The organism is Ruegeria sp. BC6 (assembly GCF_056539185.1).
On the sequence record NZ_JBQFUM010000004.1, the window covers coordinates 29,641 to 50,328 of the forward strand.

Annotated in this window: 18 protein-coding genes; 17 read left to right on the top strand and 1 reads right to left on the bottom strand. The window is 62.4% G+C overall.

Features of this window, described 5'->3' with window-relative positions:
* Positions 1-3: 3 nt before the first annotated feature.
* Positions 4-276: a hypothetical protein gene (locus ACR0MM_RS12865; RefSeq protein ID WP_480696548.1), complete on the bottom strand. Its 273-nt coding sequence runs from the start codon at positions 274-276 to the stop codon at positions 4-6.
* A 249-nt stretch (positions 277-525) separates the two neighbouring features.
* Here ACR0MM_RS12865 and ACR0MM_RS12870 point away from each other — a divergent pair, with 249 nt between their 5' ends.
* The 17 genes from ACR0MM_RS12870 to ACR0MM_RS12950 all read left to right on the top strand — a co-directional run bounded on the left by ACR0MM_RS12870 (position 526) and on the right by ACR0MM_RS12950 (position 20,682).
* Entirely contained in the window at positions 526-3,036 is a 2,511-nt protein-coding gene (locus tag ACR0MM_RS12870; protein ID WP_480696550.1) for a heavy metal translocating P-type ATPase, read from the top strand.
* A 13-nt stretch (positions 3,037-3,049) separates the two neighbouring features.
* Entirely contained in the window at positions 3,050-3,436 is a 387-nt protein-coding gene (cueR, locus tag ACR0MM_RS12875; RefSeq protein WP_093963300.1) for a Cu(I)-responsive transcriptional regulator, read from the top strand.
* A 177-nt stretch (positions 3,437-3,613) separates the two neighbouring features.
* Positions 3,614-4,279 (top strand): Crp/Fnr family transcriptional regulator, encoded by a 666-nt coding sequence (locus ACR0MM_RS12880; RefSeq protein ID WP_170341623.1) that lies wholly within the window; start codon positions 3,614-3,616, stop codon positions 4,277-4,279.
* A 96-nt stretch (positions 4,280-4,375) separates the two neighbouring features.
* Entirely contained in the window at positions 4,376-4,591 is a 216-nt protein-coding gene (locus tag ACR0MM_RS12885) for a YgaP family membrane protein (protein ID WP_170341624.1), read from the top strand.
* Position 4,592: 1 nt separating this feature from the next.
* On the top strand, positions 4,593-5,024 hold the full coding sequence (locus ACR0MM_RS12890; RefSeq protein ID WP_170341626.1) for a YeeE/YedE family protein: 432 nt from the start codon (positions 4,593-4,595) through the stop codon (positions 5,022-5,024).
* 4 nt (positions 5,025-5,028) lie between these two features.
* Complete coding sequence (locus ACR0MM_RS12895) at positions 5,029-5,466, top strand: DUF6691 family protein (protein ID WP_170341628.1); 438 nt, start codon at positions 5,029-5,031, stop codon at positions 5,464-5,466.
* A gap of 85 nt (positions 5,467-5,551) precedes the next feature.
* Positions 5,552-6,436 (top strand): MBL fold metallo-hydrolase, encoded by an 885-nt coding sequence (locus ACR0MM_RS12900; protein WP_170367462.1) that lies wholly within the window; start codon positions 5,552-5,554, stop codon positions 6,434-6,436.
* Between the two features lie 15 nt (positions 6,437-6,451).
* Positions 6,452-8,134 (top strand): bifunctional protein tyrosine phosphatase family protein/NAD(P)/FAD-dependent oxidoreductase, encoded by a 1,683-nt coding sequence (locus ACR0MM_RS12905; RefSeq protein ID WP_480634248.1) that lies wholly within the window; start codon positions 6,452-6,454, stop codon positions 8,132-8,134.
* Positions 8,135-8,199: 65 nt separating this feature from the next.
* A complete protein-coding gene (locus ACR0MM_RS12910) occupies positions 8,200-9,936 on the top strand; it encodes a SulP family inorganic anion transporter (protein WP_170367461.1) in 1,737 nt (578 codons plus the stop codon).
* 88 nt (positions 9,937-10,024) lie between these two features.
* Entirely contained in the window at positions 10,025-13,585 is a 3,561-nt protein-coding gene (locus ACR0MM_RS12915; protein ID WP_480696553.1) for an AAA family ATPase, read from the top strand.
* A 30-nt stretch (positions 13,586-13,615) separates the two neighbouring features.
* Complete coding sequence (locus tag ACR0MM_RS12920) at positions 13,616-13,873, top strand: DUF4242 domain-containing protein (protein ID WP_093963294.1); 258 nt, start codon at positions 13,616-13,618, stop codon at positions 13,871-13,873.
* Between the two features lie 105 nt (positions 13,874-13,978).
* Positions 13,979-15,394 carry an FAD-binding oxidoreductase gene (locus tag ACR0MM_RS12925; protein ID WP_170541518.1) on the top strand — a complete coding sequence of 472 codons (1,416 nt, stop codon included), beginning with the start codon at positions 13,979-13,981 and terminating at the stop codon, positions 15,392-15,394.
* 105 nt (positions 15,395-15,499) lie between these two features.
* The gene (locus ACR0MM_RS12930) at positions 15,500-16,315 is read left to right on the top strand and encodes an ABC transporter substrate-binding protein (RefSeq protein ID WP_170421190.1); all 816 of its coding nucleotides are present in this window, start codon (positions 15,500-15,502) and stop codon (positions 16,313-16,315) included.
* 1 nt (position 16,316) lies between these two features.
* Positions 16,317-17,150, top strand: coding sequence for an amino acid ABC transporter permease (locus ACR0MM_RS12935; RefSeq protein ID WP_170541513.1), 834 nt, complete (start codon positions 16,317-16,319; stop codon positions 17,148-17,150).
* Positions 17,150-17,881, top strand: a complete 732-nt coding sequence (locus ACR0MM_RS12940; protein WP_480696555.1) for an amino acid ABC transporter ATP-binding protein — start codon at positions 17,150-17,152, stop codon at positions 17,879-17,881. The genes ACR0MM_RS12935 and ACR0MM_RS12940 overlap by 1 nt, the downstream gene beginning before the upstream one ends.
* Before the next feature lie 96 nt (positions 17,882-17,977).
* Positions 17,978-19,822: an amidohydrolase gene (locus ACR0MM_RS12945; RefSeq protein WP_480696557.1), complete on the top strand. Its 1,845-nt coding sequence runs from the start codon at positions 17,978-17,980 to the stop codon at positions 19,820-19,822.
* A gap of 41 nt (positions 19,823-19,863) precedes the next feature.
* Positions 19,864-20,682, top strand: a complete 819-nt coding sequence (locus ACR0MM_RS12950; RefSeq protein ID WP_480696559.1) for a M90 family metallopeptidase — start codon at positions 19,864-19,866, stop codon at positions 20,680-20,682.
* The last annotated feature ends 6 nt before the right edge of the window (positions 20,683-20,688 follow it).

Genomic DNA, 20,688 nt, shown 5'->3' on the forward strand with positions numbered 1-20,688 from the left:
CCGTCACGCCCGGGCGCAGATCGGGCGGCCATCGGCGGTTCTCAGCGGTAGGTATGTCGTTTCGACCGGACCCACGTAACGATACCAGTAACAACCGTCTTCGGGCATGATCCGAACGGCGGTCAGGTCCTGCCCCGGCGCGGCGATCTCGACCACGCCTTCGGGCACTTTGGCAAGATCACCGGGGGCTTTGTCGCCGGACATCGACGCTGTCTCGGTACAGGCGGCAATCAGGGACAGCGCGCACAGCCCAATCAATGCTTTCCTCGTTGTCATGCCGCACCTTTCCGATTCCCAAGTGATTCTCTTTGCGTGATACCCTCGCATCCAAGCGATCCCGCTTCAATTCACCAAGGATCCGTCGCCATCCATCGTTGCCCTGTTGCCGACGGAGCACAGCCGCAAACTGCTCTTGCCCTGACGGGATGGTTTGCTTGGTGTGCAGGGATATTCCGCAGAGGGCCTTGACCTTCCACTTGCTGGAACCCTTATGTACAGGGTCGACCGGATAATCGTGGTGACGACATGGCCAATATTTCACATGCCAAATTTCAGGTTCAGGGGATGAGTTGCGCGTCTTGCGTGGCCCGGGTTGAGCGTGCGCTCAGCGCGGTTCCGGGCGTCGACTTGGCTGCAGTAAACCTGGCGAATGAGAGCGTCCAGGTGGATTTCCATGCTCCGGCTGATGTCAAATCCATCGCACAGGCGATGGAGGCGGCGGGCTATCCAGCCGTAACCGAGGCCGTCACGCTCAACATCCAGGGCATGAGCTGTGCTTCATGCGTCGGCCGGGTCGAGAAGGCTTTGCTTGCCGGGCAGGGCGTGCTGGCGGCGTCGGTCAACCTCGCCTCGGAAAGCGCGACCGTCCAGTTTGCAGCGGGCGCCACGACACCCGAAGCGATTGCTGCACTGGCCAACGCGGCCGGGTACCCGGCGACGCCGCGCAACTCGGCTCAGGCAGCGGCGCAGGATCGCAAAGCTGACGAAATCCGCAAACTGGCACTGCGAACGGGGTTTGCGGCGCTCTTGGCCTTGCCGGTTTTCATCCTTGAAATGGGCGCGCATGTCATTCCCGGCATGCATCATCTGATTGCAAGCACCATCGGTCTGCAAGCCAGCCACTACATTCAGTTCGTCTTGACGACACTGGTCCTGTTCGGGCCCGGTCTTCAATTCTACACCAAGGGCTTTCCAGCACTTGCCAAGGGTGCGCCAGACATGAATTCGCTGGTCGCTTTGGGCACGTCGGCGGCTTATTGGTTCTCGCTGATCTCGACCTTTGCGCCCGAAATCCTTCCGACCGGCACGGCCAATGTCTATTACGAGGCGGCCGCGGTCATCGTGGTTCTGATCCTGCTGGGCCGCTTTCTTGAAGCACGCGCCAAAGGCCGAACCGGCGAGGCGATCCGCAAGCTGGTCGGCCTGCAGGCCAAAACCGCGCGGGTCGAACGGGAGAACCGCATCGTCGAACTGCCTATTGATCAGATCGCAGTGGGCGATCTGGTTCACGTGCGGCCCGGCGAAAAAATCCCGGTCGATGGCTCGGTGCTGAGCGGCAGTTCGTATGTTGACGAAAGCATGATCACGGGTGAGCCCGTTCCGGTCGAGAAATCCTCTGACGCAACCGTCGTAGGCGGCACCGTGAACGGTACCGGAGCGTTGACCGTCCGTGCCGAAAAGATCGGAGCGGATACGATGCTGGCGCAGATCATTCAGATGGTCGAACAGGCTCAGGGCGCGAAGCTGCCCATTCAGGGCTTGGTTGACCGTATCACCCTTTGGTTTGTTCCCGCGGTGATCGCGGTGGCGGTCGTGACAGTCCTTGTTTGGTTGCTGTTCGGACCGGACCCGGCACTCAGCATGGCTCTGGTTGCCGGGGTCGCGGTGCTTATCATTGCCTGCCCCTGCGCAATGGGTCTGGCTACGCCGACATCGATCATGGTGGGCACGGGGCGCGCTGCGGAAATGGGCGTTCTGTTCCGCAAGGGCGACGCGCTGCAGATGTTGCAGGAAACCACTGTTATAGCGGTGGACAAGACCGGCACCCTGACGGAAGGCCGCCCGGAACTGACTGATCTTGTGGTTGCCCAAGGGCTGGATGAGGACGCCGTCCTGCGCCTGGTCGCAGCCGTCGAGGCCACTTCGGAACATCCGATCGCCACCGCCATCGTGCGCGCGGCCGAGACACGCGGCCTGAATCTGCCGAAGCCCGAGGATTTCAAGTCGATCACCGGCTATGGGGTTCAAGCGGCTGTCGAAGGGCACAGCATCCTCATCGGTGCCGATCGTCTGATGGAGCGCGAAGGCATCGACATCAGTGCGCTGTCAGATCACGGCGCGTCGCTGGCCGCCAAAGGCAGAACACCGCTCTACGCCGCAATCGACGGAACCGCTGCCGCCGCAATCGCGGTGGCCGACCCGATCAAGCCCAGCACACCGGAGGCCATCGAAGCCTTGCACGCGCTGGGGCTCAAAGTGGCGATGATCACTGGCGACAACAGGGCGACGGCCGACGCCATCGCCGCACAGCTTGGGATCGACACAGTCGTCGCTGAAGTCCTGCCCGAAGGCAAAGTGGCTGCGCTGAAAAACCTGCGTGTGAACGGCGGCAAGTTGGCCTTTGTCGGCGATGGGATCAACGATGCTCCGGCGCTGGCGGCCGCGGATGTCGGTATTGCCATCGGCACCGGGACCGACGTTGCGATCGAGGCCGCAGACGTGGTGCTGATGTCGGGCGATCTGATCGGCGTGGTCAACGCCTTCGACATCAGCCAGCGCACCATGCGCAATATCCGGCAGAACCTGTTCTGGGCCTTTGGCTACAACACGCTGCTGATCCCGGTGGCCGCGGGAGTTCTCTATCCCTTTGGCGGACCCTTGCTGTCCCCGGTTTTGGCGGCTGGCGCCATGGCGCTGTCCAGCACGTTCGTCTTGTCAAACGCATTGCGGCTGCGTTGGGTCAAGGCGGCCCGGCCGCCGAGCGGATCCGACCGCAAACCGCAGACCATTGCACACGCACCCACACCCGCCGAATAGGAAAGGAGCCGCCATGAACATCGGGGACGTCGCCGAACGCTCGGGTTTGCCGGCCAAGACCATCCGGTATTATGAGGATATCGGTTTCATCAAACCCAGACGCTCGACCAATGGATACCGCCATTTCGACGAGAAAGAACTGCACAAGCTGGCGTTCATCGGGCGCGCGCGGTCGCTGGGGTTCACCATCGAAGACTGCCGCTCGCTTCTGGCGCTGTACGAGGACAAGCACCGCGCCAGCGCGGACGTCAAGCGGATCGCCAAACAGAACCTCGAAGAGATCGATGCCAAGATCGAAGGTTTGAAAGCCATGCGCGAAACACTGTCGCACCTGATCCAGGAATGCGCCGGAGATGACCGCCCGGATTGTCCGATCCTCAAGGATCTGGGTCGCGACTGACAGGATAGACCCGAGGCACCTTCGGGCGCTTTCCCTTGATCGCGACCACGGTTCTGTCCTAGGCCATGCGGCAGGTGCACAGGACGCGTTGTTACGAACGTATCGTCTAGGCCGGGCGAAAGACGGCAGAACCGTAATGATCTACGAGGGCTTTGGGCCACCCATGCAAGCAGCCACATGACAATCACTGACTGGACCCAGCGGTTCCACGGAACCAGCCACCTGCCCGATGCGGTACGCGCCCGGTTGCGCGCGGCCGCGCGGATCGTGAAGTTCCCGAACGGGGCCCAGGTGTTCGGGCCCGACAATGTGCCGGACAGCCTCATGTTTCTGTACGAAGGCCGGATCCGCGTTTCACAAAGCTCGGATACGGGGCGCGAAATCGTCTTGTATCGGGTCGAAGCCGGCGAAAGCTGCGTGCTGACCACGGCATGCATGCTGGCCGAAGAGGCCTATAACGCCGAAGGCATTGCTGAAACAGATGTCACCGCGATCGTCCTGCCCAAGCCTGCCTTCGACCGCCTTGCCGCGGAAGAGGACGCGTTTCGCGATTTCGTGTTCCAGGCCTATTCCCGCCGATTGATCGACCTTCTGCGCGTGGTCGATGACGTCGCCTTCGGCCGGATCGATGTCCGGCTGGCGGAACGTCTGCTTGCATTGGCCGATTCCGCGAACGAGGTGCAAGCGACACACCAACAACTGGCCAGCGAACTGGGAACCGCGCGTGAGGTTGTCTCGCGGGTGCTGCACGACTTCCAGAAACGCGAGTTGGTTTCGCAATCCCGGGGCAAGATTACGCTCACCGACACAACGGCTTTGCAGGCTTTGGCCCACAGCACCTGATTTTTCGGGAATCTTTTCGGCATTCGTGACATTGTCACTGAAGAGACGCTCCTGGCGTCATATATGCCATTCAGAAACCTGAATGTGGAGGGCGATATGACCAACAACGTCGGAACGATCGACCGCACGCTGCGCGCGGCTCTTGGGTTGGTCCTGCTGTACCTTGCAGTCTTCAGCGGGCTGGCCCTGTTCGCCGCACCACTGTTCAAATATGGCGCTGTGATCATTGGCATCATCATGCTGTTGACCGCGACCATGAAATTCTGCCCGGTGTACACGCTTTTGGGCATCAAAACCTGCAGGACCAGATAATATGGAAACCGTATTCACGCCTTTTGCATCCTTTGGCGGCGGCCTGCTGATAGGCTTGGGCGCAGTGTTGTTGATGTTGGGCCTCGGCCGCATCATGGGTGCCACCGGGATCATGTCCGGTCTGGTCTTTCCTGACAGCGGGTCCGAGTTTTCCTGGCGGCTGGCGCTTGTTGCCGGAATGATCGTTGCGCCGGGTCTGATCTACGTGCTGACCGGCTCCATGCCGGCTATCGAGGTACCGATCAGCCCGCTGATGATCGTGGTCGGCGGCGTCATCGTCGGTCTGGGCGCCAGCCTCGGCTCGGGGTGCACCTCGGGTCACGGCGTATGCGGCCTGTCGCGGTTGTCGACCCGGTCCCTGGTTGCCGTTCCGACCTTCATGGTAACTGCCGCCATCACGGTTTTCGTGATCCGCCACGTATTCGGAGGGTGAGGCAATGAAACTGTTCCATACGTTCCTGACCGGCCTTGTCTTCGGCACAGGCATCGCGATCTCGGGCATGATGAACCCGGCCAAGGTGTTGAACTTCTTCGATCTGGCCGGAACCTGGGACCCCAGCCTCGCCTTCGTTATGGGCGGTGCGCTGGTGGTGACATTCATCGGCTATCGCCTGATATGGCGACGCGCCGCGCCGCTTTTTGCGGACCGGTTCCAGATTCCGGGCGCAAAGCACATCGACATGAAGCTTGTCGGCGGCTCAGCCTTGTTTGGCGTGGGCTGGGGCATCGCAGGATTCTGCCCGGGCGCGGCAATTCCGGCCCTGGGCACCGGACGGTGGGAGGTTCTGCTGTTTCTGGGCGCGGTCGCCGCCGGGCTGGCCCTGGCGCGCATTCTGCAAGGGCAACCATTGATTACACGTTCGGCCAAGGCCTGAGCGTCAGAGAGGAGGCACGATTATGACCGACCAAAAGGCAATCGACACCCACAACCAGAAAATGGCTGACGCAATCGCGACACCAATTTCCGCATATCCGGTGGATCTGAGCGTCAAACCCAAGGTTCAGGGCTTCTACGACGAGGCCACGGCGACGATCAGCTACATCGTTTCGGACCCGACATCCAACGCCTGCGCGATCATCGACAGCGTGATGGACATCGACTATGCCGCTGGACGGATCACCTTCGAACATGCCGACCTGCTGATCGCCGAGATCGAAAAACAGGGCCTGAAACTGGAGTGGATCATCGAGACCCACGCCCATGCCGACCACCTGTCGGCGGCGCCCTACATCCAGCAGAAGCTGGGCGGCAAGATCGGCATCGGCGAGAACATCAAGATCGTGCAGGAAGTCTTCGGCAAGATCTTCAACGAGGGCACCGAGTTCCAGCGCGACGGAAGTCAGTTTGATGCACTGTTCACCGACGGCATGACCTACAACATCGGCAACATGACCGCCTTCACCATGCACACACCGGGCCATACACCAGCCTGCATGGTGCATGTGATGGGCGATGCGGCCTTTGTGGGTGACACGCTGTTCATGCCCGATGGCGGTTCGGCCCGAGCCGACTTTCCGGGCGGAGATGCAGGAACCCTTTACGACTCGATCCAGAAGGTGCTGAGCCTGCCGGACAAAACCCGCCTGTTCATGTGCCACGATTACGGTCCCAACGGTCGCGACATCCGCTGGGAAACCACGGTGGCCGAGGAAAAGGCGCACAACATTCATGTGGGCGGCGGCAAGTCGCGGGACGAGTTCATCAAGATGCGCACCGAGCGTGACGCGACGCTGGCGATGCCGACCCTGATCATCCCGTCGATCCAGGTCAATATCCGGGCGGGTGACATCCCGACCGACAAGGACGGCAACCAGATGCTCAAGGTTCCGGTCAACAAGATCTGACCGCAGGAGACAACAATGGAAATCCGAAAGATTTCGGGCGCACTCTCGGTGTCGCCACAGGTAACGCTTGCCGATATCCCGGCGATCAAGGCCGCGGGCTTCCGCGCCATCATCTGCAATCGCCCCGACGGTGAAGGGTCCGACCAACCGACATTCGAGGAAATCGAGGCCGCTGCAGAAAAGCTTGGCATCGAAGCCCGGTACGTTCCCGTCCAGACTGGCCTGGTTCGGGATGAGGACGCGCAGGCCTTCGGTCAAGCCCTGACCGAACTGCCAGGTCCGATCCTGGCCTATTGCCGGACGGGCACGCGCTCGGCCACGCTTTGGTCGCTGCACGAGGCCGCGCAGGGCCGAGCCTTGCCTGACATCCTGACCTCAACCAAGGCTGCCGGATATGACATGAGCGGCGTGGCCCGCCGCATCGCCAATGGCGGCAAGACGCCCACCGACACCGGCGACGCGTCCTTTGACGTGGTGATCGTGGGCGGCGGGGCAGGGGGCATCGCCACCGCCGCCAGCCTGCATGCGCGTAAATCCGACCTGTCGATTGCCATCATCGACCCGTCCGACGTGCACTATTATCAACCCGGCTGGACCCTGGTGGGCGGCGGCGTGTTCACGCCGGAACAGACGGCCAAGACCATGGGCGCGCTGATCCCGCGCGGGGTCAAATGGATCAAGGCCGCCGTGGCCGCGTTCGAGCCACAGAACAACGCCGTCATTCTGGATGGTTGCCGAGTGGTCAAATACGACCGTCTGGTGGTGACTCCGGGGCTCAAGCTGGACTGGGGTGCGGTCGAAGGGCTGGAGGAAACGCTGGGCCGCAACAGCGTGACCTCGAACTATCGCTATGACCTGGCGCCCTATACCTGGCAGTTGGTCGAAGGGCTGAAGGTGGGACGGGCGCTGTTCACCCAGCCGCCGATGCCGATCAAATGTGCGGGCGCGCCGCAAAAGGCGATGTATCTGTCGGGCGATGCGTGGGTCCGACGCGGGGTTCTGAAGGATATCGACATCCAGTTCATGAATGCGGGCGGGGTGCTGTTCGGGGTCAAGGACTATGTCCCGGCGCTGATGGAGTATGTCAGGAAATACGACGCCACGCTGAACTTCTTCCACAATCTGGTGGCGGTGGACGGGGCGGCGAAAACCGCCACGTTCAAGGTCGCCAAGCACGACGAGCAGCCCGAGCAGGTGACGGTCGAGTTCGACATAATGCATGTCTGCCCGCCGCAGGTGGCGCCGGACTTCATCCGGGTATCGCCGCTGGCAGATGCGGCGGGTTGGGTCGATGTGGATCAGTCCACGCTGCGCCACAAGAGCTTTGACAACATCTGGTCGCTGGGCGACGTGATGAACGCGCCGAACGCGAAAACCGCGGCCGCTGCCCGCAAGCAGGCGCCGGTGGTGGCCGACAACATCGTGGCCGATATCGAGGGCCGCGGCCCGGTGGCGGCCTATGACGGTTACGGCTCGTGCCCGCTGACGGTGGAACGCGGCAAGATCGTGCTGGCCGAGTTCGGCTATGGCGGTGTCCTGAAGCCCAGCTTCCCTAAGTTCCTGATCGACGGCACCAAACCCAGCCGCGCGGCCTGGGTCCTCAAGGAAAAGCTGCTGCCGCCGGTCTATTGGTCGGCGATGCTGAAGGGCAAGGAATGGATGGCCAAGCCCGAGCCGCTGAACGTGGCGGCCGAATAGGTCGCTAGGGCTTCTTGCCCTGCGCCATCCAACACCCGCCCTGTGCCCTCTTGAACGTGGAACCGATGCACAACCTGTTGCGATACTTGCCAATTCTGGATTGGGGCCGCCGGTATGACCGGGCGGCGCTGTCCAATGACCTGATCGCCGCGGTGATCGTGACGATCATGCTGATCCCACAATCGCTGGCCTATGCGCTGCTGGCGGGGCTGCCGCCCGAGGCGGGTATCTATGCCTCGATCGTGCCGATCATCCTCTATGCGATCTTCGGCACCAGCCGGGCGCTGGCGGTGGGTCCGGTGGCGGTGGTGTCGCTGCTGACCGCATCCGCCGTGGGGCAGGTGGCTGAACAGGGCACCGCCGGCTATGCGGTGGCGGCGCTGACACTGGCCTTTCTGTCGGGCGGGTTCCTGGTGTTGCTGGGTGTGTTCCGGCTGGGCTTTCTGGCCAACTTCCTGTCTCATCCGGTGATCGCGGGTTTCATCACCGCCTCGGGCATTCTGATCGCCACCAGCCAGTTGAAACACATCTTGGGGGTCAGCGCGCATGGCCATACCCTGCCCGAGATGCTGGGCTCTATCTTGGCGCATCTGGACCAGACCAGCGGGATTACGGTGTTGATCGGCGCACTGGCCACGGCTTTCCTGTTCTGGGTGCGCAAGAACCTCAAACCCGCGCTGCGGCGCATGGGCGTACCGCCGCTTTTGGCCGATGTGCTGACCAAGGCCGGGCCTGTGGTGGCGGTAGTGGCAACCACGATGGCGGTCTGGGCCTTCGGGCTGGACGCGCGCGGCGTCAAGATCGTGGGCGAGGTGCCCCAAAGCCTGCCTCCGCTGACCCTGCCGGGGCTGTCCTCGGACCTGATCGGCGCGCTGCTGGTGCCCGCCATCCTGATCTCGATCATCGGCTTCGTCGAAAGCATCTCGGTCGCGCAGACGCTGGCGGCCAAGAAACGTCAGCGCGTCGATCCCGACCAGGAACTGATCGGCCTGGGCGCGGCCAATCTGGGCGCCGCCTTCACCGGGGGCTTTCCGGTCACCGGCGGATTCTCGCGCTCGGTGGTGAACTTCGACGCGGGCGCCGAGACCCCGGCGGCCGGTGCCTTCACCGCCGTTGGGCTGGCGGTTGCCGCACTCTTCCTGACCCCGCTTGTCTATTTCTTGCCCAAGGCGACGCTGGCCGCGACGATCATCGTGGCGGTGCTTAGCCTGGTGGATTTTTCAATCCTCAAAAAGACCTGGGGCTATTCACGGGCCGATTTCACCGCCGTCGCCGCTACAATCGTCCTGACCCTGATGGCCGGCGTCGAAGCAGGTGTTGCCAGCGGCGTGGCAATCTCGATCCTTCTGCATCTTTATAAGACTTCACGTCCACATGTGGCCGAACTGGGGCTGGTGCCGGGCACTCAACACTTCCGCAACATCCTGCGCCACAAGGTCCAGACCGACCCCACGCTGGTCACGTTGCGGGTGGATGAAAGCCTGTATTTCGTGAATGCCCGCTTCCTCGAGGATCTGATCCAGTCGCGCGTGACCGAGGGTTGCGAGATCCGCAACGTGGTACTGATGTTCTCGGCGGTGAACGAGGTCGACTTCTCGGCGCTCGAAAGCCTTGAGGCGATCAACCACCGCCTGCGCGACATGGGTGTCGGGCTGCACCTGAGTGAGGTCAAAGGCCCGGTCATGGACCGCCTGAAGCAGTCGCATTTCCTCGATGAATTGAACGGGCAGGTGTTCCTGTCGCAATATGACGCTTGGCAAAGACTGACCGCGCCTGACCGGATCACGTGGGCCGCGGAATGAGTTCTGATCCCTGAGCCGCGTAATCATGATTATGTAAAGTTTATTCCTCACGCTTGATTGACGAATTGCAACCACGCATGATCCGTCAATGGGGTTCACGGTCAAAACATGGCTGAACGATCTTGGTCTGGGCCAATACGCAGAGACCTTTGCGGAAAATGACGTTGATGCACGTGTATTGCCTCTGCTGACCAATGACGATCTCCGAGAGCTTGGAGTCAGCCTCGGACACCGCAAGGTTATTCTGGCTGCCGCCCGCGTCCTGTCTGATGAACAAACGCCCGAGCAGCCAACATCTGACATCGCAGCAGCCGCAGCCGAAATACGGCCCGACACGGATGGGCAACCGTCGCGCGCTCCGGCCGAGCGGCGCCATCTGACGGTCTTTTTTGCCGATCTCGTCGGCTCGACCGAATTGACCAACCGGATCGACCCCGAAGACATGCGGATCCTGTTGCAGCGATACCAGGATTCCGTTGCAGGTGCCGTCAGCCGGTATGGAGGATATGTCGCAAAATACCTTGGCGACGGGCTGTTGGTCTTTTTCGGGTGGCCCCGCGCCTATGAGGATCACGCCATTCGGGCCGTCAAAGCTGGCCTCGAAGCCGTGCGAAGGGTCCGGCAGATGACGACGCCCGACGGAACCCCGCTTGCCGTGCGTATCGGCATCGCCAGCGGCGACGTGGTTGTCGGTGACGCAATCGGTGAAAACTCGTTCGAAGAAGGCGCCATGACCGGACCGGTGCTGAACTTGGCCGCCAGGTTGCAGGAAAAAGCCCCGGCAAACGCCGTCGTCATGCCCCGTACAGACCTGACAGGGTCACTGGATGGCGTGTTCGAGGTTTCATCCTTGGGCAGCGTGCCCCTGAAAGGCTTCGATGCCGCGCACGACCTGGTTCAGGTCGTGGCTGAACGCAGCGCCGAAAGCCGGTTTCACGCGGTTCGCGGGGATGGTGCCCACGGGTTCCTGATCGGCCGCAGTTTTGAAAAGGGCATCCTTCTGCAATCCTGGAAACACGCGCAGGACGGCAAAGGCGAAGTGGTCCTGCTGTCAGGTGAAGCGGGAATCGGCAAGTCGCGCCTGATCGAGGAGTTTCTGCAGGACGAAAGCGTGGTCCATCAGGCCGACATCATCAGACTGAACTGCTCTCCCTATCTCACCAGCAGCCCGTTTCACCCGGTTGCCGAACGGATTTCGCAGGATGCGGGCGTCGACCCGGATTTTGACGACGACAGGGTGCAGGAGAGTGTTCACGACATGCTGGCCCAGCGGCAAGGACTGGATCTGGACCTAGTTCTTCCTGCCTTCGCCGCCTTGGTCGCCCCGCGCAGCACCTTGGCCCAGCAGGTCCTGCAACTGTCGCCCCAGGAACAGCGAGACCTGACGATCCAAGCGCTGATCACCACGGTAAAGGCCCGGGCCGTCCAACGTCCGGTCATCCTGTTTGTCGAGGATGCCCATTGGATCGACGCCTCGACCCACGCGTTGCTGGACCGTTTCAAAGCGTTGTGCGTCGACCTTCCCCTTCTGATCGTGATCACGCATCGCCCCGGCTGGGAAATGCAGAAGACCGAAGGGGACAGCCATGTCCAAACCCTGCATCTGGGGCGACTTGATGCCGAGCAGGTCGCCCATCTGGTGCAACGTATCTCGGGACGCGATCCGGATCCGGAATTGGTCGACCTGATTGTCGAAAAAACCGACGGCGTGCCGCTTTTTGTCGAGGAACTGACACGCGCCATACACGAAACCGGCGGGGTCGGTGTGAATGTGCCCTCGTCCCTGAGCGGAGCGTTGATGGCCCGGTTGGACGCCGTATCGCCCGACGCCAAACAAACGGCTCTTGCGGCGTCGGTTATCGGGCGCGAGTTCGAACCGGCTCTGCTTGCCGCGTCGATGCCGGAAGCCCCGCCAGAGCTCGACACTTGTTTGGCTGAGCTGTGTCGCGCTGGTCTGGTCTTTGAAAGCGGGCACCACAAAGGGCACTATGTATTCCGCCATGCGTTGATCAGGGACACCGCCTATCAGTCCATGCTCAGCAGCACACGCAAGGCCCAACACGCCAATGTCGCCCACGCGCTGATGCAGTTGCGGTCGGCCGAGATTGAACGACGCCCCGAGTTGGCCGCCCGGCACCTGACCGAGGCCGAAGACTGGGCTGCCGCCTATGACCGGTGGCGCGCGGCGACAGAAATGGCCCTGTCACGGTCGGCCAGCCAGGAAGCCCTGGCCAATGCGACGGAAACCCTGAAGGCCGCGCAAAAACTGGGCGACGAAAAAAGTCCTCAGACGATCGTTGGGAACCTTCTGCTTGGGCGCAGCTACGACAGCGCAGGCAGGTTGCCGGAAGGCATCGCCAAACTGAAGGAGGCTTCGGACGCCGCCCGGCACTCAGGCCGGACGGACCTTGCTGCCGACGCGGCACATCACTTCGCCGATTCATGCATGATGGCCGGCCAAAGGCACGGCCAGGCGATCAGCCTGTGCCTCGAGGCATTGGACAGCCTGCCGCCGACAGATGAGGTTCGGCGGTGTCGTCTGATGGCCCAGATCGCCCGCGCCTACATGTTCATCGGCGACTTTGCCGAGGGCACCAAATATGGCCAGCAATGCATGGAACTGGCCGCCCGGCTGGGGGATCACAAATCCCGGTTCGCCGTCATGATGACCCGCTTCGGCGCTCCTTTCGTGGCGCGCCAGGGCGAAGATCGGCTGAACTGGCGCAAGAACCTCGAATCCATGCACGAAGTTGCGGAAAAGCTTGGAAACATCGATCAGGGTCGCGACCGTACCCTCAGCCTGTTTGTCGGTGCCGAGATGGCGGACCGCCAGTTGGTCGACACCTCGTTGAAACTGCTGACCGAGATTTCGGACAAGGACAACCACCGACAGCTGTACTGGGTCCAGATCCATGCCCGTGCAATGGTGGCCATCCTGGATGGCAATTTCGAACGCGCCGAGACCTATGCGAGCGAAGCCGTCAAAATCGGGCGGCAGACACACGGCGCCCATGTCGAGGGTGTCTACGGCGTTCAGATGTTCACCATCCGGCGCGAGCAGGCCCGGTTGCATGAAGTGGCCCCTGTGATCAAACGGCTCATGTCCGACAGTCCCGGCGAAACCAGCTGGAAACCCGGATTCGGCCTGATAGCCGCCGAACTGGGGTTTCGCGAGCCCGCCGAGCGTATTCTCAATGAGATCGCGGACACCGGTTTTGACCTGCCTCAGGACGCGATGTACTCGACCACCCTGTCCTATCTAGCGGATATCTGCGTCGCGGTCGAGAACACACACCATGCCCAAACGCTGATCGACAAGCTGCTGCCCTACCGGGACCTGACGATCACGGCCGGCGCGACAACCGTCTGCACCGGATCCGCGGCCCGGCGGCTGGGAGCACTGGCCGCCGTGTTGGGTGATTGGGACACCGCCGACGAACTGTTCGAAACCGCGATCCAAGTGGACACAGCGATGGCCGCACCGCCGTGGATCGCCCACAGCAAAGCCGCGCGCGCTTGGGCTCTTCGCCGTCGCGGTCGCGCTCAGGATCTGCGCTCGGCCCTGTCGCTTGAGGCCGAAGCGTTGGCAACTGCCCGGGAATTGGGTATGGTTTCCCTTAGGTTAAAACTTGAAGGATCCGCGTCTTAGACTCCGAGCACATGCGCAGGGGGGTGCATAATGCCAAGGTACATCATCGAACGGAACTTCGCCGAACAGCTTGAGCTTGGCGACGATGACAAGGTAAAGATCAAGGAAATCAACGACGAAGAAGGGATCGAGTGGATTTTCTCGTTCCTGAGCGCGGACAAGCGAAAAACCTACTGCCTGTACGAGGCGCCGGACGCGGAAAGCCTGCGCAAGGCGGCCAAGCGTCTGAACATTCCGGCTGACGTCATCACGCCAGTTGATCGGATCGATCCCGGTATCTTCGCCTGACACGACCAAATTTGCATTGCGCGCCCTTCGCTCGAATGGGGCGCGCAACCCATTGCCCGAGGCAGCACCGCAGGAAACCTGTCCACCTGATCTGGAGGACTGATCATGTTTGACCTGATAACGCTGAACGGCAGCACCAAATCCGTGGACCAAGACGCGCTGGACGCTTTGGACGCGTCGCTGCGTGGATCCGTCTTTCTTCCCGGCAGCCCCGAATACGATAGTGCCCGCACCACCTGGAACAGCATCGTCGACCGCAAACCCGGCTTTGTGATCCGGGCGCTCGGGGCCAGCGATGTGCAAAAGGCCGTGAATTTCGTGCGCGAAGCGGGGCTGATCATGTCCGTCCGCTCGGGCGGGCACCAAATCGCCGGACATGCCGTGGCCGATGATGCGGTGATGCTGGACCTGTCGCGGATGAAATCGGTGCATGTCGACCCGAAGGCGCGCACCGCGCGTGTGGCGCCGGGTGCGGTTCTGGGTGACGTGGACCGAGAGACGCAGGCGCACGGGTTGGTGGTTCCGACGGGCATCAACTCGACCACCGGGACCGCCGGGCTGACACTGGGCGGCGGCTTTGGCTGGACAACGCGCAAGTTCGGCATGACCATCGACAACCTGATCTCGGCCGAGGTGGTGCTGGCCGATGGCTCGATCGTGACCTCATCGGAAAGCAGCCACCCGGACCTGTTCTGGGCCATTCGCGGCGGTGGCGGCAATTTCGGCGTGGTCACCTCGTTCGAGTTCCGCCTGCACCCGCTGGGGCCGCAGGTGCTGTCCGGCCTTGTGGTGCATCCGATCGAGCAGGGCCCCGCCCTGCTGCCCGAATACGCGCGGATCGCTGACACTGCGCCTGACGAGCTGACGGTCTGGACGGTGATGCGCAAGGCCCCTCCCCTGCCCTTCCTTCCCGAAGACTGGCACGGGCGCGAGGTGCTGATCTTTGCCGCCTGCTATGCCGGGCCCATCGAAAACGGCAAAGCCGCGATGGAGCCGCTGCGCGCCCTCGGGGACCCGATCGTGGACGTGATCTCGCCGCACGCCTTCGTCGACTGGCAAGCCGCTTTTGACCCCCTGCTGACCCCCGGCGCGCGAAACTATTGGAAAAGTCACGATTTTGATGCCCTGCCCACGGATGCAATCGCAGGGCTTCTGGACAGTATCTCGACCCTTCCGGACCCGTCCTGCGAGGTGTTCATTGCCCATGTCGGCGGTGCGATGGCCCGGGTCGAGGCTGCGGCGACAGCCTATCCCCAACGCTCGGCCCATTTCATCATGAACGTGCACGCCCGTTGGGAAGATCCGGCCAAGGATGACACTTGCATCGCCTGGGCACGCGCGCTCTATGACCGCATGACGCCGCATGCAACCGGCAGTGCCTATGTCAATTTCATGCCAGCAGACGAGGCCGATCACCTGTCCGGCGCCTACGGGGCCAATGCCACGCAGCTGTCGCGCATCAAGGGGCGGTACGATCCCGGCAACCTGTTCCGGGTGAACCACAACATTCCGCCTGCGTGACGACTTGAACTTCTTGCAGTGTCTGGCATAGACCGCGACCAACTGGACAGGGTCGGCGGGCAACACTACCGTGGGCCCGACATTCCCAACAGGAGACCCAGATCCATGTCCAAGATGCTTTCGATCGCGGCCGCAACCCTTGCGTTCACCGCAACTTCGGCCCTTGCGGACGGGCACTGCGCCGCGGGCAAGACCCTGACCGAGGGCAAGTTCACCGTGGCCACCGGAAACCCGGCCTATTACCCGTGGGTGATGGATGACGCGCCCGAATCCGGCCAGGGCTTTGAAGCCGCCGTCGCCTATGCCGTGGCCGAGGAGATGGGCTTTGCCGCGGATGACGTGGTCTGGGTCCGGTCGTCCTTTGACGAGGCGATCCAGCCCGGCGCAAAGAATTTCGACGTGAACATCCAGCAATACTCGATCACGCCCGAACGCGATCAGGTCGTTGATTTCTCGGCCCCCTACTACACCGCACCGATGGCGGTTCTGGTCAGCGCAAACGCCGTTGATACCCCGCCCACGCTCGAGGCGCTGAAGGGCCTGCAATGGGGCGCGGTCGGGTCGACCACCGCCGTGCCGAAACTGGCCAGCGTGATCCAGCCGGATGCCGACCCGCTGCTCTATGGCGACAATGCCGATGTGAACGCGGCCATGACCGCGAACCAGATCGACGCCGCGCTGTTCGACCTGCCTACCGCCCTGTTCCTGAGCGCGGTGATGATCGAAGGGTCGAAGGTGATCGGCCAGTTCCCTGCCGATCAAGGCGACAACCCCGACCAGTTCGGCATGTTGATGGAGGAAGGCAATCCGCTGAAATCCTGCGTGGATGCGGCCATCGCCGCGCTGACCGAAAGCGGCAAGCTGGCCGAGATCGAGGCCAAATGGCTGCAGGACACGACGGGCGTTCCGCTGATCAAGTGATATGACACGAAACAGAACGGCGGGCCCGACCCGCCGCGAACTTTTTGAGGCGCAGCAGCGGCGGCGGTCGATCCGGATCGCCGCGACCAGCACCGTTTTGGTCGTCGTGGCGCTGATCGTGCTGGTACCGCTGGCGCCGGGCTGGGCCAAGGTCCAGCAGAGCTTTTTCAACGGCGAGGTTCTGGTCAAGACCTTCCCGAAGCTGCTCGAGGCCTTCAAGATCAACGTGATGATCTTTGCCTGGTCGGCACCGGCGATCGCTGTGCTGGGGCTGCTGATCGCGCTGGCCCGCGACACCAAATCACCCGCGCTGTTCCCGTTGCGCGTCTTCGGCGCGGCCTTCACCGACATCTTCCGTGGCGTGCCGGTGATCCTGACCGTCTATCTGATCGGCTTCGGCATTCCCGGGTTGGGCCTGACCCGGCCGTGGAACTCGCCCTATATCTGGGGGTCGCTGGCGCTGATCCTGACCTACTCGGCCTATGTGGCCGAGATTTTCCGCTCGGGCATCGATAGCGTGCATCACAGCCAGCGCGCCGCCGCCCTGTCGCTGGGCCTGACCGAAGGCCAGGTTATGCGCGACGTGGTGCTGCCGCAGGCCGTCCGCAACGTGGTGCCCTCGCAGATGAACATGCTGATTGCGCTGCAAAAGGACGTGTCGCTTCTCAGCTTCATCGGCCCGGTCGAGATCTTCCGCCAGGCTGGCGTGTTCAAGTCGCTGCTGGCCAATTTCACGCCTTACGTGGGCGCGGCGATCATCTTCCTGATCGTCACCATCCCGGCGACGCGCTATGCCGACCACCTTATGGCCAAGCAGATGAGGGAGCGGCGTTGATGTCGAAACTGAACCTGCGCAACGTCGTCAAACGCTTTGGCGACCGCACCGTCTGCGACGGCATCGACCTGACCGTTGACGAGGGGCAGATGGTCTGCCTGATCGGCGCTTCGGGGGCGGGCAAATCCACCGTTCTGCGCTGTATCAACCTGCTCGAACCGATCGAGGATGGCGAGATTCTGCTGGACGGGGTCGACATTTCGGCGCCGGGTCTGGATCCGCAATCGGTGCGCGCGCGCATCGGCATCGTGTTCCAGAGCTTCAACCTGTTCCCGCACATGACGGCGCTGGACAACGTGATGCTGGCGCCGCGCCGCGTGCGCGGCCGCACGCGGGCCGAGCTGCTGCCCCAGATCGAAGAGATGTTCGAACGCTTCGGGCTGGCCGACCGGATGCACAACTATCCCGACCAACTGTCGGGCGGACAGCAGCAGCGCGTCGCCATCGTGCGGGCATTGGCCATGCAGCCCGAGGTTATGCTGTTCGACGAGATCACCTCGGCTCTGGACCCGCAATTGGTGGGCGAGGTTCTGGACGTGCTGCTGATGCTCAAACAGCAGGGCATGACGATGGTGATGGCCACCCACGAGATGGGCTTTGCCCGGCTGGCCGCCGACAAGGTGTGTTTCCTGCAGAACGGCCGCATCGTCGAGGAAGGCCCGCCCGAGCAGCTGTTCGACCACCCGCAGCAGGACGCCACACGGCAATTCCTGGCGCGCGCGCTCAAGTAAACGCCGACGTCGGATCAGCAATTCAACATTGCACGGGCCGGACGCCAACTTCGTGCTAGACTCCAGCGCATTGCCATATGCTGCTGGAGGTTCGGAATGCGTCTTTTGTCCCTGTCTGCCGTGAGCGTTGCTGCCGGTCTGACCCTCGGCAACATGGCTTTGGCCCAACAGATCGCGGACACGATCTATACCGGCGGTCCGATACTGACGATCGATGACGCCAGGCCCACGGTACAGGCGGTCGCGGTCAAGGATGGGCGGATCATCGCGGTAGGTGAACTGGCCGAGATGCGCAGCCACCAGGGCGACGACACGACGATCTTTGATCTGGACGGGCGCGCAATGCTGCCCGGTTTTGTCGACAGCCACGGCCACGTGGTCATGGGCGGTTTGCAAGCCTTGTCGGCGAACCTGCTGGCCCCACCGGATGGCAAGGTCACCGACATTGCCAGCCTGCAGGCGGCGTTGTCCGCGTGGACCGAGGCCAATGGTGACACGGTCAAAGCGATGGGGATGATCATCGGCTTTGGCTATGACAACGCACAACTGGCCGAACTGCGCCACCCTACCCGTTCCGAACTGGACGCGGTATCGCGCGACGTTCCGATCATGATCATCCACCAATCGGGCCATCTGGGGGTGGGCAATTCCAAGGCACTTGAACTGGCCGGGATCACCGCAGAAACCGAGAACCCGCCCGGAGGTGTGATCCGAAAGGACGAGGCCGGCGAGCCGAACGGCGTGTTGGAGGAATACGCATTTTTCGGCGCCTTGGTGCCCCTGCTTGGCAGTGTCGGCGAAGACGGGCTGCAGACTTTCGCGCGCGCCGGCAGCCGGATGTGGGCGCGCTTTGGCTACACCACCGCGCAAGAGGGGCGCACCTCGGGCGCGGCGGTTCAAGCCCTGCGCCGGGTGGCCGCGGACGGCGACCTTCCCATCGACGTCGTGGCCTTTCCCGACGTTCTGGAATCGCGCGACTTCATCGAGTCGGACGCCTCGCGCACCTATGCCGACGGGGTGCGAGTCGGCGGGTGCAAGCTGACAATCGACGGTTCGCCGCAAGGGTTTACCGCGTTGCGGGATCGGCCCTACTACGATCCGGTCGGGGATTACCCGCCCGGCTATGCCGGATACGCCGCCATCACGCGCGAACAGTTGCAGGATGCGGTGAACTGGTGTTTCGAGAACGGCCATCAAATCCTGACCCATTCCAATGGCGAGGGGGCCACGGACATGCTGATCGCTGCCATCGACGAGGCGCAGCTGACCTATGGCGATCCGGGCAACCGGCCGGTTCTGGTGCACGGTCAGTTCCTGCGCGAGGATCAGGTGGCCAGCCTCAAACGATTGGGCGTGTTCCCCTCGCTGTTTCCGATGCACACCTTCTACTGGGGCGATTGGCACCGCGACCACACGGTCGGGCCGGTCAATGCCGACAACATCTCGCCCACCGGCTGGGTGACAGAACGCGGCATGATGTTCGGTACGCATCACGACGCGCCCGTGGCGTTTCCCGACAGCATGCGGGTTCTGGCCGCGACGGTCACCCGGCGCACCCGATCTGGCGACATCCTGGGCCCGCATCAACGGGTCGATGTGATGACGGCGCTCAAGGCGATGACGATCTGGCCGGCATGGCAGCATTTCGAGGAAGACCAGAAGGGATCGATCGAGGTGGGCAAACTGGCCGATTTCGTGATCCTTTCGGATGACCCGACCGCGGTTGACCCCGAAACGCTTGCCCAGCTTCGTGTGGTGACCACCATCAAAGAGGATGCGGTGATCTTCGACGCCGATACGGCGGTCAAGGAGGGGCGACTGGACCGACGCCCCCTTGCCCCTGATCCGGTGACGGCACATCTGCTGCTGCATGCACTGTATCAGGGCATGGATGTCGAACGGCCTTGGCTGGCACACTTCACGCAGCCCTCGACCGAGTGAATCCGCTTTCCGAGGTGGGGCAATAGAGATACCGTCGCCACATGGTGCTTTTTCTGACCCTTGTTGCGACAATCGCCGGTCTGGTGGCCTGGTATTTCTGGTCGAAGTCCAGGGCCAGGGCCGCGCTGCTGCAAACACCGCTGAGCGATGACGAGCGGCGGACCATCCATGCGATGGTACCGATCCTCGAGCGGCTGCCTGCCAAGCTGCGTGCCACTTTGGAAGGCAAGATCAACCTGTTCCTGAATCAGGTCGATTTCATCGGCTGCGACGGTCTGGAGGTCACGGACGATATGCGTCTGTCGATTGCCGCACAGGCCTGCCTTCTGGTCGTCAACTCGGACCAATGGTACGACAATCTGACGACGGTCCTGATCTACCCAAACGCCTTCAAGTCCCGCCAACAGCGGCACAGTGGCTATGTCGTGACCGAACAAGAGATCATCCGTACCGGCGAAAGCTGGGATCGGGGGCCGGTGATCCTGTCCTGGGCGCACAGCCGGCAGGGCGCGGCAAACGATCATGACGGACACAACGTCGTGTTTCATGAATTCGCGCATCAGTTGGATGATCTGTCCGGAGGCACCAACGGTGTGCCCGTACTGGCCAAGGGTCAAAGCTATGCCGAGTGGGAGCGTGTTTTTCTGGCCGCGTATGACGCGCATCTGCACGCGGTCGAGACGGGCCGGCGCACGGTGATCGACCCCTATGGCGCCACCGGACACGAGGAGTTCTTTGCCGTCACTGTCGAGCTGTTCTTTGAACGTCCCGAGGCCCTTAGGGATACCGCGCCCGAGTTCTACGGACAGCTGTCCAAATACTTCCGGCTGGATCCAATCGAATGGCCGAAACCGTCCTGATCCGTG